Here is a 15552-nt window from a genome sequence, read left to right on the forward strand (position 1 = left end):
AGCTAACAGCTAACAGCTAAAGGCTAGCAGCTCTAAATTACTTGATATTATAAGAGGCTAGCAGAGCCTGGTACTCAGGCGAGTTGCGGCGGCGGATGCTTTCGTTTTTGGCGAGGTCCTGAATGCGCATCAGGCCATCGAGCACTTGCTCGGGGCGGGGTGGGCAGCCAGGAATGTATACATCGACCGGAATGATGCGGTCGATGCCTTGCAGCACCGAGTAGCTGTCGAAGATACCACCCGAGCAAGCGCAGGCGCCCATAGCCAGTACCCAGCGGGGCTCGGCCATTTGCTCGTACACTTGCTTCACAATGGGGGCCATTTTCTTGGCGATGGTACCCATCACCATCAGCAGGTCGGCCTGGCGGGGCGAAAAGCTGGGGCGCTCGGACCCAAAGCGCGAGATATCGTAGTGCGCGCCCATAGTAGCCATGAACTCGATGCCGCAGCACGAGGTAGCAAAGGGCAAGGGCCACAGCGAATTGGCGCGGGCAATGCCCACCACCTTTTCGAGCGAGGTAGCAAAGAAACCAGCACCTTCAACGCCCTCGGGGGCCGGCACGGTTTTGATTTCGGGAACGCGGGTATCAACCATGATAATAAGTCAGTTTAAGCAGCCTGCGCAGCGATTGCGGGCTGTTTTTCCAACACCGGTTTCGCCGCGAAAGTTTGGCTAGGCACGGCTTCGTTCCAGCGCAGAATGCCTTTCTTGATAACGTAGCCGAAGCCCGCCATGAGCAGGGTCATGAAGATGAACATCTCCACAAACCCGGCGGTGCCGAGCTGGCGGAAGTTCACGGCCCAGGGGTACATGAAAATTACCTCCACGTCAAAAAGCACGAAGAGGATGGCCGTGAGGAAATACTTCACCGAGATGGGCGTGCGGGCGTTGCCCACACTCTCGATGCCGCACTCAAAAGAGGCGTCTTTGACGCGGCTGTGGCGCTTGGGGCCTACAAGGTGCGACACGACCATGGCAAAAGCCACAAAAGCCACGGCTAGCCCAAACTGAATAAGAATGGGCAGGTAGTCGCTGGGCTGATACGAGGAATTAATGGCAAGAAGCATAGGACTCAGCTAGTTAGGTAGCGGGCACACTGGCGCGGACAAGCAAAGGTACACCTGAGCCGGTTTGAGCGAAAGCGAAAAGTAGCCCGTTACGGCCTATCGTGGGGTTTCGGTGGGCTGCGGAGCCACGCTAGGGGCTCCCGGCTCGCCCGTGGGTTGGCCATTCATCGCCCCATCGAGGTTGCCGCCGTTGAAATAATTCTCGGTGAAAATGCGGTACCGGTCGAAGATGGAGCGCACTGAGCGCACCAGCACATATTCGCCCTTGATGCCCTCGGGCACGGTTACGCCCGAGGCATAGCCATTCCAGATAGCATTATCGGTTTTAGTATCAATGAGGGTCACCATCAGGGTGCCGTCGAGCATGAGTAGGCGGGTTTGCTGGTACGCATGACGCTGCTCTTCGGGCGTCTCCTCATCTTCGGCTTCATTATTTTTCACCCAGCGGGTGATGTCTTCCTGCACAAAGCCGGGAAAGCGCATATCGCCCTCAAAAAGCTTGTAGCTCACCATCAGGTCGGGGTTGCGGCGCGAAAACTTGTAGCCTTGCAGGCGCAGGCGCTGCCGGATGGCGTCGCGCAGGGCCTCGCTGAGGCGAGTGCTGTCGGCAGCTAGCCCGTTGCCGCTCAAAAAACCATAGGTGCGATAGTGGCGAAAGCGGCCCCGGTAGCTGTAGCTCGACTCAATACGGGCATCGCGGGAAGTGAGGCAGCTGGAGAGCAAGCCGAGGCTCAACAGGCAGATAAGCTGGAGGGTAGCAGTAACTTTCATAGTAGGTAAGGAGGGAATTCTTTGAATTCTCTAAGCTACGCTAAGAATTTTACTTTTTATCTACTGCTCAGCTTATTAAGCCCGCCTGCTAGCCTGGCCGGCCCAGGAGCCAGTATATTTGGCTAGTATTAAACCGCAAGCACATGGGCCGGCCTGAGCAGCAAAAGCAGTATACCGCCGACGACTACTTCGCGCTGGAAGCGCAAAGCGAGGTGCGGCACGAGTTTTTTGAGGGGGAAATTTTCGCGATGGCGGGCGCTAGCATCGCGCACAATACAATTGTTGGCAATTTTTACATCATGCTACGGCAAAGCTTACGCGGTAAAAATTGCCGGGTGCAGCTAGAGGCCGTGCGGCTGGCGGTAGAAGAAGGCCGCCACTATACCTACCCCGACGTAATGGTAAGCTGCGACCCGGCCGACCAGCGCGAAAGCCAACAGCTGCGCAACCCGGTGCTGATTGTAGAAGTGCTGTCGCCCTCCACCGAAGCCTACGACCGGGGCTTGAAATTCAACCAGTACAAGAAGCTGCCAAGCCTGCGGCACTACCTGCTTGTATCGCAGACTACGTGGCTCGTGGAGTGGTACCAGCTAACTGAGCATCGCGCGTGGGCGCACACCGCCCTGGCCGAAGCAGAGGACACTTTAGCTATTCCAGAGTTGGGCCTGACCATGACGCTGGCCGACGTGTATGAAGAAGCTGGAGTGGCACCCTTGAAGCTGAACTTCGGCTCGGAAGGGCAATAAGCTCTTCGCTTAAAGGCTTTACCGCTGGCAAGTGCCCTAGCGCTGTAGCATAAGCGCTTGGCTACCGATAGCCAGCGGCCTGTAGCTGAAATAGCTCGGCGTAGCGCCCGCCCCTGGCCAGCAGCTCCTCGTGCGAGCCAATTTCCTGCACGCGGCCGTGCTCGATAACCAGGATGCGGTCGGCCATGCGCACGGTGCTGAAGCGGTGGCTGATGAGCACCGCCGTTTTGCCCTGGGTTAGCTCTTTGAAGCGCTCGAAGACTTCGTACTCGGCGCGGGCGTCGAGGGCGGCGGTGGGCTCGTCGAGGATAAGTAACTGGGCCTCGCGCATGTAGGCGCGGCCTAGCGCGATTTTCTGCCATTCGCCGCCGCTCAGGTCTACGCCCCCGTTGAAGCGGCGGCCTATCATCTGGTCGTAGCCGAGCGGCAGCTTAGCAATGACCGAGTCGGCCAGGCTCTGGTGAGCGGCTTGCTCGATGCGCGGCTGATTGCTGCGCTCTTCAATGCGGCCCACTGCCAGGTTTTGGCCAGCTGGCAGCTGAAAGCGCACGAAATCTTGGAAGATGACGCCGATTTCCTGGCGCAGCTCGGCCGGGTCGTACTCGCGCAGGTCGTGGCCATCGAGCAAGATGCGGCCCTCGCTAGGGTCGTAAAGGCGGGCCAGCAGCTTAACGAGCGTGGTTTTGCCCGCGCCATTCTCACCTACTAGGGCCAGTTTTTCGCCCGCGCGCAGCTCAAAGCTAAGGTGGCGCAACGCCCACTTCTCGGCATTCTTATACTTGAAGCCGACCTCCTCAAACGTGAAGCCCTGCCGGATGGGCCGCGGAAACGGCCGCACCGCTTGGCCCACCATGGGCCGCACGATACGCGGCATAATTTGAAAGAAGTCGAAGAAATCCTGCAAGTACAGCGCACCATCGGCTACCTGGCTAAAGCGGCTCAGGATGCCTTCGAGCAGGGCGCGCAGCCGGGCGAAGGAGCCGGCCAGAAAGGTGAGCTGGCCGATACTGATTGCGCCGCCCACGGCTTGCTTGATGATGTATAGATAAGCGCCGTAGTAGCCCGCCGCGCCGATGGCCGCAAACACGGTGCCCCAGCCAGCGCGCCGTAGGGCCAGGGCTTTGTTTTGGCTGTAAAACTGGTCTGAGAGGGTGGAAAACCGGTTTATGAGAAAATCGGAGAGGCCAAAGATTTTGACTTCCTTGGCAGTTTCGTCGCTAGCCCCCGTCTGGCGCAGGTAGTCGAGCTCGCGGCGCTCGGGCGTCCAGGAGTGCGAGAGCGAATAGCTGCGCTCGTTGAAGTGGCTTTCACCCAGAAAGGCGGGCACCACGGCCAGCAACAGCAGGCCCAGCAGCCAGGGCTGAAAGGCCACTAGCCCCCCGGCGAGCAGCACGAGCGTCACGGCATCCTGGCCCTGGGCTAGCACCTGGCTCATAAGTACCGAGCGCGAGAGCGTTTGGCGGCGGGCGCGCTCCAGCTTGTCGTAGAAGGTGCTATCCTCAAACTGGTCGAGGTCGAGCTCGGCGGCGTGGCGCATGAGGCGCACCGACGAGGCATTGGCAAAAAGGTCGCCGAGCAGCGAATCGAGCAGGGCCACGGCGCGGCCCAGCGCATCGGTGAGCAGCACCAGGCCAAATTCCAGGGCTACTAGCCCAAATACGGGCCCTAGCGCGCGGCCCGCGGGCGGCAGCTTGGTGAGGGCCACCACATCGTCGAGAATGAGGCGCCCCACGTAGAGCAGGGCTAGCGGCAGCGCCGCCCGCAGCAGGCGCAGCCCGATGTTGCTCAGCGTCAGCGTCGGCGAGGTTTGCCAGATGAGCTTCAGGAAAGCTGGCAGGTGGCGCAGTGCCGACACACGCTCGCGCACGCTCACGGCGGGTTTTTCAGGGCCGCGCCCGTGGCCGGGATTTTTAGCCGAAATAGAATTGATGAAAGAAGATAACCAGGACATAATAACCAGGACATAGGCCCAGGGTACGGCACATTTGGGGCCGGGGTGGGGAAGTGGCCGTTTTGGCAGTACAGGTAGCTATCATGGAGTTAGAGGCCCAGAGAAAAGAAGCTGTACAAAAAAGCCCCAGCTGGAAAGCTGAGGCTTAAGTTGCCGTCAAAGCACAGTCGCTGCGTGCTACACCAGGCTATTTTCTGGTTCTGCCGTTGTTTTTTCCGTTGCCGTTCTGTTTGTCCGTCAGCGTAAGCTTTACCGAACCATTGGGGTCAGTCACAGCAACGGTGTCGTAGGTACGGGTTACCCCATCATTGTTGGTTTCCGTCCACGTCGAATTGTAAGTCAGCCGCTGTGCCGGGTGCGCTACCGATGCTGGCAAAGTGCCGGTCCATACCGACATGGCATTGCCCGAAGGGGTAACCATAAACTTATCCTGGCGCATATCCAGGCAGCTGCCCAGACCTGACACGCCGAGCAGCTGGCTAGTAATGCAAGTCGTGCGATCGGTCTTCTGCACATAGGCGCCATTGCCTTGCTGCACAGCACCCGCGATTCTGTTTTGGGCGTGCACAGTGGTAGTGCCTAGTGAGAGGCCAATAAGGAGCAGGGCACTGCTAGTGATTTGAGAAAAGCGTTTCATGGGAAATTGGAAGGAAAAAGGAAGGAGTATTGAGAAGCCCAGCCTTGCCAAATAAGATGCCAGAGTTTTAGAAACTTGCTGCTATAGCCAGCCTATAGACCGAGCTACTCTGGTAATTTGCCCGACCTTTGCGGCACTTATGTTTGGTTCCTATTCGCGCGGCTTCTGGCTGATGTGCCTGTCGTCATTTCTATTTTTTGCTTCGTTCAATTTATTGTTGCCCGAGCTGCCAGCGCACCTCACCCGGCTAGGGGGCGGCGAGTATAAAGGCTTCATTATCGCGCTCTTCACGCTGACGGCGGCCATCTCACGGCCGTTTTCGGGCAAGCTTTCTGACACGGTGGGCCGCATTCCGGTGATGGTATTCGGCTCGCTGGTGTGTTTTGTGTGCGGGCTGGTGTATCCGTGGGCGCTAGCGGTGGGCAGCTTCTTGTTTTTGCGGCTGCTGCACGGTTTCAGCACTGGGTTCAAGCCCACCGCTACGGCGGCATTTGTGGCTGATATCGTGCCCGTAGCAAAGCGTGGCGAGGCCATGGGGCTGCTCGGCGTGACGGGTAGCCTGGGCATGGCGGCCGGGCCCTGGCTCGGTACCAAGGTGACGGAGTATTTCTCCATCAACACCCTGTTTTACCTCTCGGCGGGTATTGCGCTACTCTCGGTGCTGGTGCAGGGCACGCTCACCGAAACGCTGCCGCGGGCGCAGCGGCGGCCGTTTAGCCTGGGGCTGCTGCGCCTCGACTGGCGGCGCGAGGTATTTGAGCCGCGCGTGCTGGCCCCAGCCATCGTCACGCTGCTATGCTTGTTTCCCTACGGGGCCGTGCTCACGGTAGTGCCCGACCAAAGCACGCTGCTGGGTATGTCGAGCAAAGGCTTATTTTACAGCTTCTACACGGTGGCTTCGCTAGGGGTGCGGCTAGGGCTGGGCAAGGCCAGCGACACCTACGGGCGGGTGCCCGTGCTGCGGTGGTCGGCGGCAGTGATGGCCGTGGGCCTGGCTGTGCTAGTATGGTCGCCCTCGGTACCGGTATTCCTGGCCGGGGCGGTGGTATATGGCCTCGGCGCGGGGCTGAACTCGCCCACGCTCTACGCCTGGACGGTAGACCTGAGCCTCCCGGAGCGGCGCGGGCGTGGCATCGCTACCATGTACATTGCCCTTGAGGTCGGCATTGGACTGGGCGCGCTGCTGGCAGGCTGGATTTTCAGCAACCAGCCCGCGCGCCTGCCCTGGGTGCACGCCCTGAGCCTAGCCAGCGTGCTTTTGGCCACTGCTTACTTAGTGCTAGGGGTGAAAAACACGCCGGCTGGCCCGGCGCAGAACGACGTGCTGGCTGCCCAGGCCCAGGCCGTGGCTAGCCCCGAAGAAGTGGTGTAGAACGAATGAGGGGGAGTTGGTAAATAGGTGGTCGCCATCTACTTTTACCGAGTGCAGGTCTGCTATATAAATTTTAGCCGGTACGCTATGCACTTCTCCTTCTATGGTTAAAAAATTACTGTTTTTAAGCCTATTCGCTGCCCGTTTGCTAGCCCTGCCAAGCCTAGGGCAGGCGCAACAGCCTACACCGGTAAAGGTGGTCGAAATAAAGTTTGGCAAGCCGGAGCCGGCTGATTTTGAGGCCAGAAATTTCGTGGCCGATAGTGCCGCGTCGGCCGTAGTGCTCTATGATTTTGGGAACACGCGCTTTCGACTGAATGGCACCAGCTTTCAGCTGGAATCGGAGCGCATAACGCGCATCAAGATTCTCAAAAAAGCTGGCTACGACGTGGCTACTGTAGAGGTGCCGCTCTATCATAAAGACCTGAGCGAAGAGAAAATAACGGGCCTTAAAGGATTTACCTATAATGAGGTAGGTGGTAAGATTGAGAAAGTAAAGCTCGAAACCGGCCAGGCATTCACCGAAGAGCGCACCAAGAATGTCAAAGTGCGCAAGTTCACGTTGCCCAACGTGCGCGAGGGGGCAGTCATTGAGTACACTTACACCGTGACGTCGGACTTTCTCTTCAACTTTCAGGACTGGACGTTTCAGCGCGAGATACCCACCCGCTGGAGTGAGTTTCGGGCTACCATTCCCGAGTATTTCGACTATAAGCTACTAATGCGGGGCTACCAGCCGCTAGCCCTCCAAGCGCAGGAGCAGGTACAAACCCAGTATAACCTGCATACAGAAGGTGGCATGACGGACCGCGGGCAGCACGTATCATCCGAAAATGAAACCATCTCGGCGCGCGCCACTAGCTACCACTGGGCCATGCAAAACGTGCCAGCGCTGCGCGAAGAGCCGTTTATGACGACGCCTAGCGACTACGTTGCCCGCATCAATTTTGAGCTTGCCGGCGAAAACATTCCCGGCCGCGGCTACCAGAACGTAGCTGGCAATTGGGAAAAAATTAATGCCGACCTGTTGGCTAGCGACGAGTTTGGCAGCCAGCTCGACCGCGCCGGCTTCCTGTCCGAAGCAATAAAGCCGCTGGTGGCGCAGTACTCCGACCCAGCCGAACGGGCCGCGGCCGTGCGCGAGCTCATTGTCAAGAATGTAAAATACGATGGTACCAACCGTTATTCGGCCAGCGGGCCGCTGAAGAAAAGCTACGAGCTGCACCGCGGCACGGCGGCCGATGTGAACCTGCTGCTCATTGCGGCCCTGCGCCAAGCCGGGCTGGCGGCCCAACCGGTGCTGCTGAGCACCCGCGCCCACGGCCGCGTCGATGCTAATTTCCCACAGCTTCAGCAGTTTAATTATGTAGTAGGCCTGCTGCCGCTAGGTGGAGACCAGGAGTTGCTGCTCGATGCGACCGAGCCGCTATTGCCCTGCGGGGCCTTGCCCACGCGCTGCCTCAACCAAACGGGCCGCCTTGTGGCCAAAGGCACCGAAGGCCGCTGGGTAAGCCTGGCTCCTCGGCACGCACTCAGTCACTACCAGCAAGTGACGTTGGCCGTGGATGAGCAAGGTAATCTGACGGGCCAGGTGCACGAAGAGTATTCCGGCTATGCCGGGGCGGCTGCCCGCGAAAAGCTACAGCAGCTAGGAGAGAAAAAATACGTGACGGAGCTAGCCGGCCGGCATGCCAGCTGGGAACTGCCGAGCTACAAGTTCAACCAGGTGAGCCAGGTAGACAAGCCCCTCACCCTCAACTACGAGCTGCGCCGGGCGGCTAGCGCGCCTGGTGCAGCCCGTGAATTGTATCTGAACCCGCTGGCTATGTTTGGCGAAAGCGGCAACCCGTTTCAACACGCGCAGCGCTTGTATCCGGTCGATTTTGGCACGACCCTGCAAGAGGTCATTATGGTTACGCTCACGCTGCCAGCCGGCTACACGGCCGAGCTGCCCAAGCCGGCGGTGGTGGAGATGCCAGATAAGGGTGGGCGATATATTTTCACGGCCGCGACTACTTCGCCCGGCACGGTGCAGCTGGTGAGTCGCCTCTCGCTCAATAAGCCTATTTACGGAGCCGAGGAATACGCATCGCTGCGCGAGTTCTACCGCCTCGCCCTAGCCAAGCAGGCCGAGGCACTGGTGGTGAAAAAGAATGAATAGTTTTTTATAAGCGGCCACTTACTTAGTATTCCTCATAATAGTCAGCATGAGCTATTTGTTGCGTTTTTATAGATTGGGTTGGCTAGGCTGGTTGCTGGTAATGGGGGCTGAGCTAGCCGGAGCCAGCGCCGCCGCGGCGCAAACCTTAGCCCCGCCGAAGCCCGCACCTGTGCCGATACGCTTTGGCCAGCCCGAGCCAGCCGATTTTGAAGCCAAAAACTTTGTAGCCGATAGCACCGCGCCGGCCGTGGTGCTGTGCGACTACGGGGTATCGCAGTTTAGCAGCTCGGCCGGTAAGCTGACTATCAACACCGAGCGCACGACGCGCATCAAGATTCTTAAGAAAGCCGGCTACGACTATGCGACTGTAGAGGTGCCGCTTTACCACCGCGAGGAAGATGCGGAAACCCTGAGTAACCTGCGGGGCTTTACCTACGTGCGGGGCGCCGATGGCAAGATTACTAAAACCAAGCTTGAGTCTAGTGCCGCCTTTGAGGAAAAGCGTACCAACAACCTGAAAGTGCGCAAGTTCACTCTGCCTGCCGTGCAGGAAGGGGCCGTGATAGAGTACAGCTACGTGGTGCGCTCTACGTTTTTCGATAACTATCAGGACTGGACCTTTCAGCGCGAGATACCAACGCGCTGGAGCGAGTACCGCACCAGTATTCCGCAGGTGTACCACTACAAAGTGCTGTATCAGGGCTACGGGGCCCTGACCGTTAATGAAATGAATACGGGCTCGGTGAGCCTCATTCTGACCAATCGCCTGAGCGAGGGCGCCGGCGCGGGGGCCGGCATGGAGGTCGGCACTACCGGCCTGACTATGTCGACCGAGCAGCACCGGTGGGTGCTGCAAAACGCGCCCGCTTTTCGGGAAGAGCCCTATAGCACAACGCCGAACGACTACCTGCCGCGCATTACGTTTGAGCTGGTGGGCTACCAGTTTCCCAACGAGCCTTACAAAGACCTGACTGATAGCTGGGCGCAGAAAAACAAAGTTTTGCTGGCCAATGAGTTCTTTGGGCAGGCCCTGGCCGAGTGCAAGTTTGTGCGCCCCCTGGCGCAGGCCCTGGTGGCGCAGCACCCCGACCCGGCCGCCCGGGCCGCGGCCGTGCGCGAGCTGATTATGAAAAACGTGAAGTACGACGGCACCAACCGCTACCACGCCAGTGGCTCGTTGAAGAAAAGCTACGAGCTGCACCGCGGCACGGCGGCCGATGTGAACCTGCTGCTCATTGCTGCCCTACGCGAGGCGGGGCTAGCGGTAGTGCCCGTGCTCTTAAGCACTCGTCGGCACGGCCGGGTCAGCCAGGAATATCCGCTGCTGGAGCAATTCAACTATGTAGTGGCCCTAGTCGAGCTGCCCGACCAGAAAGAGCTGTTGCTCGATGCAACCGAACCTTTGCTGCCGGCCGGGGTGCTCCCCACGCACTGTCTCAATAAAATAGGCCATACTGTGCCCGCCAGCGGCGAGGGCCGCTGGGTAAGCCTGGTGCCCGCGCAGCGCTATACGCACTACCAGGAGGTGACACTGGCGCTCGATGCTGAGGGTAACCTGAGCGGGCAGGTGCGTGAGGAGCATAGCGGCTACGCAAACCTCGAAGCACGCGAAAAACTGCAGCAGCTAGGGGAGAAGAAATACGTGGCTGAACTGGCCGCCACGCATATGGGCTGGGAGATTCCGAGCTTTACGTTCAACCAGCAGGCTAACGTGGGCCAGCCGCTAGGGCTGAGCTACGAGCTGCGCCTGCCCGCAGCCAGCACCGGCACAGCCACCGAGTTGTACATCAAGCCCCTGGAAACCTTTGCTGAGCAGCGCAATCCGTTTCAGCATGAGCTACGGACCTACCCGGTCGATATGGGGATGATGCAGCAAGAGGTCATTCGGGTCACGCTGAAAGTGCCCGCTGGCTACACCGCCGAGCTACCCAAGCCAGCCGCCCTGCTGCTGCCCGACGGCGGTGGCCGCTATGCCTACTCGGCCAGCAGCCCCACGCCCGGTACAGTGGTGCTCATGAGCCGCCTCACCCTCGACAAGCCGGTATACAGCGCCCAGGAATATCACGCCCTGCGCGAGTTCTACCGCCAAATGCTGGCCAAGCAGGCCGAGGCATTGGTTATCAAAAAGGCTGGCTAGCCTTTACGCTTCTTTTATTGCTTTCTTCTTTAAGCTTACTGCCGCCGTATGCTGCTGCCCGTATTTGCCTCGCTAACGCTGCTAGTCCCCCCTGCTCCTAAATACCCAGCCGATGCTATTGCGCCGGCCTTGCGCGAAAATGCCCATGCCGTAGTGCGGGCATTCGATAAAGTAGTGACGGTAAAATCGGCGGGGCAGCTAGTAGAAACGGTGCACCGCGTAGTAACCGTCCTAGACGAAGCCGGAAGTGACGACTACGGCCGCGAGGTGGTGTATTACGACGCCCTGAACCGTATCAATTATTTGCACGGGGCGGTGTACGATGCGCAAGGAAACTTGCTGCACCAGCTGCGGCCGGCCGAGGTGCACGACCAGGGCCTGGGCAGCGCCGGTGGCAGCCTCATGACCGATGTGCGGGTGCGCTATGCCGACCTACGCCAGCCGGCCACGCCTTACACCGTGGAGTTTGACTACGAGGTGACATCGGCGAACACGCTCTTCTACCCCGACTGGCAGCCGCAGCACGACGAAAACGTATCGCTGGAAGGCGCTACCCTGCAAGTGACCACGCCCACTGCCCTGCCGCTGCGCTTCGAAGAGCAGCTGCTACCCGCTGGGGCAGCTAGCCCGCCCGTGGTAGCGGGCAGCCAGACTACCTACCGCTGGCGCCTGCCCGCCGCGCCGGCCGTGGAGGAAGAGCCCCTGGCGCCCGCGCTATCTGCGCTATTGCCCGCCGTGCATCTGGCCCCCGCCACGTTTGAAGTGCAGGGCTACGCCGGCTCGCTTGCCTCCTGGCAAAGCCTGGGGCAGTGGGTGTATGAGCTGGGCAAAGGCCGCGATGTGCTGCCGCCCGCCCTTACGGCCAAGATGGCGCAGCTGCTGGTGACGAGCCCCGACCCGCGCGAACGGGCCCGCAAGGTGTACGAGTTTTTACAGGGCTCGACGCGCTACGTATCGGTGCAGCTAGGCCTGGGCGGCTGGCAAACGAGCCCGGCTACCTCCGTAGCCACCGGCGGCTATGGCGATTGCAAAGCCCTGAGCAACTACACCTGCGCGCTGCTAAAAGCAGCTGGCCTGCCGGCTTACGTGGCGCTGGTGGGGGCCGGGGCCGACCACGCCGACGTGCGCACGGGCTTTCCCAGCAGCCAGTTCAACCACGCTATTTTGTGCCTGCCGCTGGCCGGCCACGGCACCACGCCCGCCGATACGGTCTGGCTGGAATGCACCAGCCAGACCGAGGCTTTCGGCTACATGGGCTCCTTCACGGGCAACCGGCACGCCCTGCTGCTCACCCCGGAGGGCGGCCGCCTGGTAGCCACGCCACGCTACGGCGCGCAAGCCAACCGGCAGCAGCGGCGCACCGACCTTTGGCTCGACCCTAGCGGTGGTGCCAAGGCTACGGTGCGCACCCAGCGCTTGGGTCTGGCCCAAGACCGCTATGCCCAGCTCTTGCATGAGGCAGACCCCGAGGAGCAAAAAAAGTACGTATCCAACCACTTGCGCCTGAGTCATTTCACGGTCACAAGCCTGCGGCTTGCCCCGGCCCCTGGCCCAGCGTTGCCCGGTGTTGTCGAAGTAATGGGCCTCGAATTGGCTAGTATGGGCACCGCGGCTGGCCGCCGCCTATTGCTCGAACCCAATGTGCTAGGCCGCCTAGGAGCACTACCCAACCAGGTAGGAGCCCGCCAGGCGCCGCTAGCCCTGCCACCTGCCGCATTATACCAAGATACCGTGCGCCTGCACGTGCCTACCGGTTTTCAGGTCGAAAACTTGCCGGCGCCTGCGCAGTTCACCACGGCCTATGGTACATATTCGAGCACCTGCACGGCGCTGCCCGACGGCACGCTGCAGTACGTGCGCCAGCTCGAAACGCGCCGCCCCGGAGGGGGCACGCTGCCGGCGGCCAAGTACGGCGAATACCGCGATTTCCGTCGTAAAATCAGCCAGGCTGATAATGCCCAAGTGGTGCTGGTGAAAACTGACGCCTAGCGGGCAGCAGGCTCGTCGAGCGGCATCTCCTCGGGCTGCGTGAGCGTGCCAGCGAGCAGGCTTGTTGCGCCCAACGCCAGGAAGGCATTGCGGGCGGCTTTGTGGTGCGAAAATCCAAACAGCCAGGGCGCTCCGCTGATGAGCACGCCCATCGCTACATCGAGGGCAAGGTGGGTTTTGAAGGGAATTTTTTTGAATACACCCCATTCAGCCCGCGTAAATAGCGTGGAAAGCAGCACGTTGCTCGAGATAATTCGGGTGAGCAGCACCGCTTTCTTTTGGTGCTCGAAGCCGGCTAGCTTGGGCAGCGCGAGGGTAAGCGGTACGTAGGAGTAGTCAGCAAAGCCATGCTGACGGCGCGAAATCGGCTTTTCCATAAAAACACTAGGTGATGAGGACGAAAAAGCTGCCTGAGAAAGCAGCAGCTCACCGTAGTACGACAATCACCTGCTGCTAGGGCGCTACTGCTGAGGCTATTGCCAGAGCGAGGTCTACCATATGTACCTCGAAAACTGTTGCACGTCAGCGCACGAGCTTTGTAGGGATTTTTTCGATTCTCTAGAACCGGTAGCGTACCTGGGCGGTCACTTCTGAGTGGGCCGCACCCTTAGTTTCTTCCAGCCCCGAGCCTACAGTAGTCTGGTGGCGGTAGCGCGTGTCGGCGTAGCGCAGCCACAAGGTAAAATGCTTGTTGAAAGAAGCTTGCAGGATAAGGTAGGCCCGCGTGCCCTGCCCGTAGAGCGCGTGCACCGACACAGCATAGAGCACATCTTGCTCAAAAACATACTGGCGCGTGTCGTAGTCGTCGGTGTCGAACACGGCGTATAGGCCGGCCAGGCTCACGCGCCGGGCCAGCTGCACCGAGGCATCCTGGCTCAGGATGTAGCCGCGCCGCCACGGCATGCCGTCGTCGGCGCGCAGGTAGGTGGCTTGCAGGCGCGTGCGCAGGCCTAGCCCGGCAGTGGGCTGCGCGTCGGCATAGAGCAGTACCGAGTGGCGCAATTGCTGGCCCGGCAGCGGCAGCGCCCGTCCGCTGAGGCTGGCGGGCAGGTCGAGCGGCTTGAGGCGGGCCCGGTACTGGGCGTAGAGCAGGCTGGTTTTAGTAGGCGCAAAAGCCACTCGTAGCAGCGCATCCTGGCCGTGGCTAGGGGCACTTACGCGGTAGCGCAGCCACGGAAACCTAAACTGGTCGAAATACAGCGACACTTCCCAGCGGGCTAGCGGGCGCACTTTCAGGCCCACATAAAAGCCGCTTTCGTTGATGGTGCGCGTGTTTTCGCCCAGGGAATTGCCGTAAAAGGTATGAAAGTCGGCATCGTAGTGGCGCGCCAGCACCGCGGCGTCTACGTTGGGGCCGAGGCTGGCCAGCAGGCCATTCACGGTGCCCAGGCCGCCCCCGCTGCTGCGCCCGCTTTCGCCAAACAGCAAGAGGTTGCGCCAGCCGTAGCTGTAGTGCACGCCCAGCGCCAGGTTGTTCTGCCCATGAAACTCGTAGAGATTATACGGCTCATTGCGCTTCTGAAACGCCATGCCGTAGTGCGTGCCCACGGCCGTGACCCCCAGCGCCAGGTTGCCATCGGGGCTGAGGTAGCCGAGGTGACCGCCGCCTACGGTTTCGGCCAGGCGTTGGCGGTTGGCAATTTCGGTGGCCGTGCGGTGCAAGCCCGTCAGCAGCAAGCTGCTGCTAAACTCCTCGTACTGCGCCAGCGAGTCGGTGGCCAGCCGGGCATTGGCGTCGATGTTTTTGCGTGAGGCAAAGGCCGTGGCTTCCCAGCGCGGGGCTAGCTGGTAGGTGGCCGCCGCACCCCGAAAAAACGTGTTTTCGAGCAGCGCCGCGTAGGGCCGCACCCCTAGCGAGGCCCGGCGCAGGCTGGTAATGGTTTCGGCCCCCTTGCCCTGGGCTAGCCCCGACGATAGCAGCAGCCCCTGCCCAAACTGCAATTGATAATCGCCCAGCGCCAGTGTTTTCAGCTTGCCCTGCTCATAGAGCACGAAGTGGGCCGATAAGAAATCGGGTCCGAGCTGGTTTTGACCCGGCCGCCAGGCTAGCGGCTCGCCCGCGTCTTTCTCAGCCGTGAAGCCCAGGCTGAAGTCGTGGGCGTGGCTCACGCGGTAGCGTAGGGCCACGGCATCGGGCGAGCCCAGGTAGCGCAGCGTGGGCCGGCCCTGAAAGGTATCGACCGGCGAGTAGCCTTTTTGGGGCTGCACTACACGCCGGTAGCGCAGCAGCAGGGCGTTGTTCTCTTCGTTTTTAAGGCGTTGCCACAGTGGGCCGCGCACCGAGTTGGGGGTATTAGTGGCTACCGTTACGAAGGGTGCCACGCGGGCAATGGTGCGCACGTCCCAGCCCGGCACAGCTTGCAGCTCATACACACTCAGCAGCAGGCCGTTCGCGCGGCGGTAGGTAAGCAGGGCCGTCACTTGCTTTTCGCGCAGCAGCGGCAGGGCGCGCAGCTCTTCGGGGCTGGCTGTGTTAAGGTTGAGCGGCGACTGGTAATAATTCAGCAGCGTGCCGTAGAGGTCTTCGTAGGGAATCTGGTCGCTCTGGATTTCGGCAAACAGCTCTTGGGCAAGCCGGTCAAAATCGGGTGCGCGGCGTGGGTATTCCTGGGCCCCTGCCCAGCCAGGCGCGAGGCCGCACGCTAGCAGTACAAGCCACCAGCCGCTCTTACTGGCTAAGCAGCCGAAAGCGGCCGACAAGGAGCAGTACTTCTCCATGG

The 15552-nt window shown here is 60.4% G+C and carries 11 protein-coding genes and 1 pseudogene; 5 read left to right on the top strand and 7 right to left on the bottom strand.

Features of this window, described 5'->3' with window-relative positions:
* Positions 1-37 precede the first annotated feature (37 nt).
* From J4D99_RS16155 to J4D99_RS16165, 3 genes and pseudogenes are all read right to left on the bottom strand, one after another.
* Positions 38-595, bottom strand: coding sequence for an NADH-quinone oxidoreductase subunit B (locus tag J4D99_RS16155; RefSeq protein WP_213019574.1), 558 nt, complete (start codon positions 593-595; stop codon positions 38-40).
* A gap of 95 nt (positions 596-690) precedes the next feature.
* Positions 691-1068, bottom strand: a pseudogene (locus J4D99_RS16160) (NADH-quinone oxidoreductase subunit A); the annotation flags it as partial.
* A gap of 96 nt (positions 1069-1164) precedes the next feature.
* Positions 1165-1839, bottom strand: a complete 675-nt coding sequence (locus J4D99_RS16165; protein ID WP_208132771.1) for a DUF4136 domain-containing protein — start codon at positions 1837-1839, stop codon at positions 1165-1167.
* 143 nt (positions 1840-1982) lie between these two features.
* Here J4D99_RS16165 and J4D99_RS16170 point away from each other — a divergent pair, with 143 nt between their 5' ends.
* On the top strand, positions 1983-2585 hold the full coding sequence (locus J4D99_RS16170) for a Uma2 family endonuclease (protein WP_208132772.1): 603 nt from the start codon (positions 1983-1985) through the stop codon (positions 2583-2585).
* Between the two features lie 61 nt (positions 2586-2646).
* Here J4D99_RS16170 and J4D99_RS16175 read toward each other — a convergent pair whose 3' ends face one another.
* Both J4D99_RS16175 and J4D99_RS16180 read right to left on the bottom strand, forming a co-directional pair.
* Positions 2647-4536 carry an ABC transporter ATP-binding protein gene (locus tag J4D99_RS16175; protein ID WP_208132773.1) on the bottom strand — a complete coding sequence of 630 codons (1890 nt, stop codon included), beginning with the start codon at positions 4534-4536 and terminating at the stop codon, positions 2647-2649.
* A gap of 187 nt (positions 4537-4723) precedes the next feature.
* A complete protein-coding gene (locus tag J4D99_RS16180) occupies positions 4724-5173 on the bottom strand; it encodes a hypothetical protein (RefSeq protein ID WP_208132774.1) in 450 nt (149 codons plus the stop codon).
* Positions 5174-5312: 139 nt separating this feature from the next.
* Between J4D99_RS16180 and J4D99_RS16185 the strand changes: the two genes are divergently transcribed.
* The 4 genes from J4D99_RS16185 (at position 5313) to J4D99_RS16200 (ending at position 12832) form a co-directional block, all read left to right on the top strand.
* On the top strand, positions 5313-6545 hold the full coding sequence (locus J4D99_RS16185; protein WP_208132775.1) for an MFS transporter: 1233 nt from the start codon (positions 5313-5315) through the stop codon (positions 6543-6545).
* A 103-nt stretch (positions 6546-6648) separates the two neighbouring features.
* Positions 6649-8706, top strand: a complete 2058-nt coding sequence (locus tag J4D99_RS16190; RefSeq protein ID WP_208132776.1) for a transglutaminase family protein — start codon at positions 6649-6651, stop codon at positions 8704-8706.
* A 169-nt stretch (positions 8707-8875) separates the two neighbouring features.
* Positions 8876-10843, top strand: a complete 1968-nt coding sequence (locus J4D99_RS16195; protein WP_208132777.1) for a DUF3858 domain-containing protein — start codon at positions 8876-8878, stop codon at positions 10841-10843.
* 48 nt (positions 10844-10891) lie between these two features.
* Positions 10892-12832: a DUF3857 domain-containing transglutaminase family protein gene (locus J4D99_RS16200; RefSeq protein ID WP_208132778.1), complete on the top strand. Its 1941-nt coding sequence runs from the start codon at positions 10892-10894 to the stop codon at positions 12830-12832.
* Here the strand turns inward: J4D99_RS16200 and J4D99_RS16205 are convergent.
* Complete coding sequence (locus J4D99_RS16205) at positions 12829-13209, bottom strand: hypothetical protein (RefSeq protein ID WP_208132779.1); 381 nt, start codon at positions 13207-13209, stop codon at positions 12829-12831. The two genes, J4D99_RS16200 and J4D99_RS16205, sit on opposite strands and share 4 nt — an antisense overlap.
* Positions 13210-13390: 181 nt before the next feature.
* Positions 13391-15550, bottom strand: a complete 2160-nt coding sequence (locus J4D99_RS16210; protein WP_208132780.1) for a helix-hairpin-helix domain-containing protein — start codon at positions 15548-15550, stop codon at positions 13391-13393.
* Between the last annotated feature and the right edge of the window lie 2 nt (positions 15551-15552).

It is taken from the genome of Hymenobacter sp. BT559, assembly GCF_017571525.1.
GTDB lineage: Bacteria > Bacteroidota > Bacteroidia > Cytophagales > Hymenobacteraceae > Hymenobacter > Hymenobacter ginsengisoli.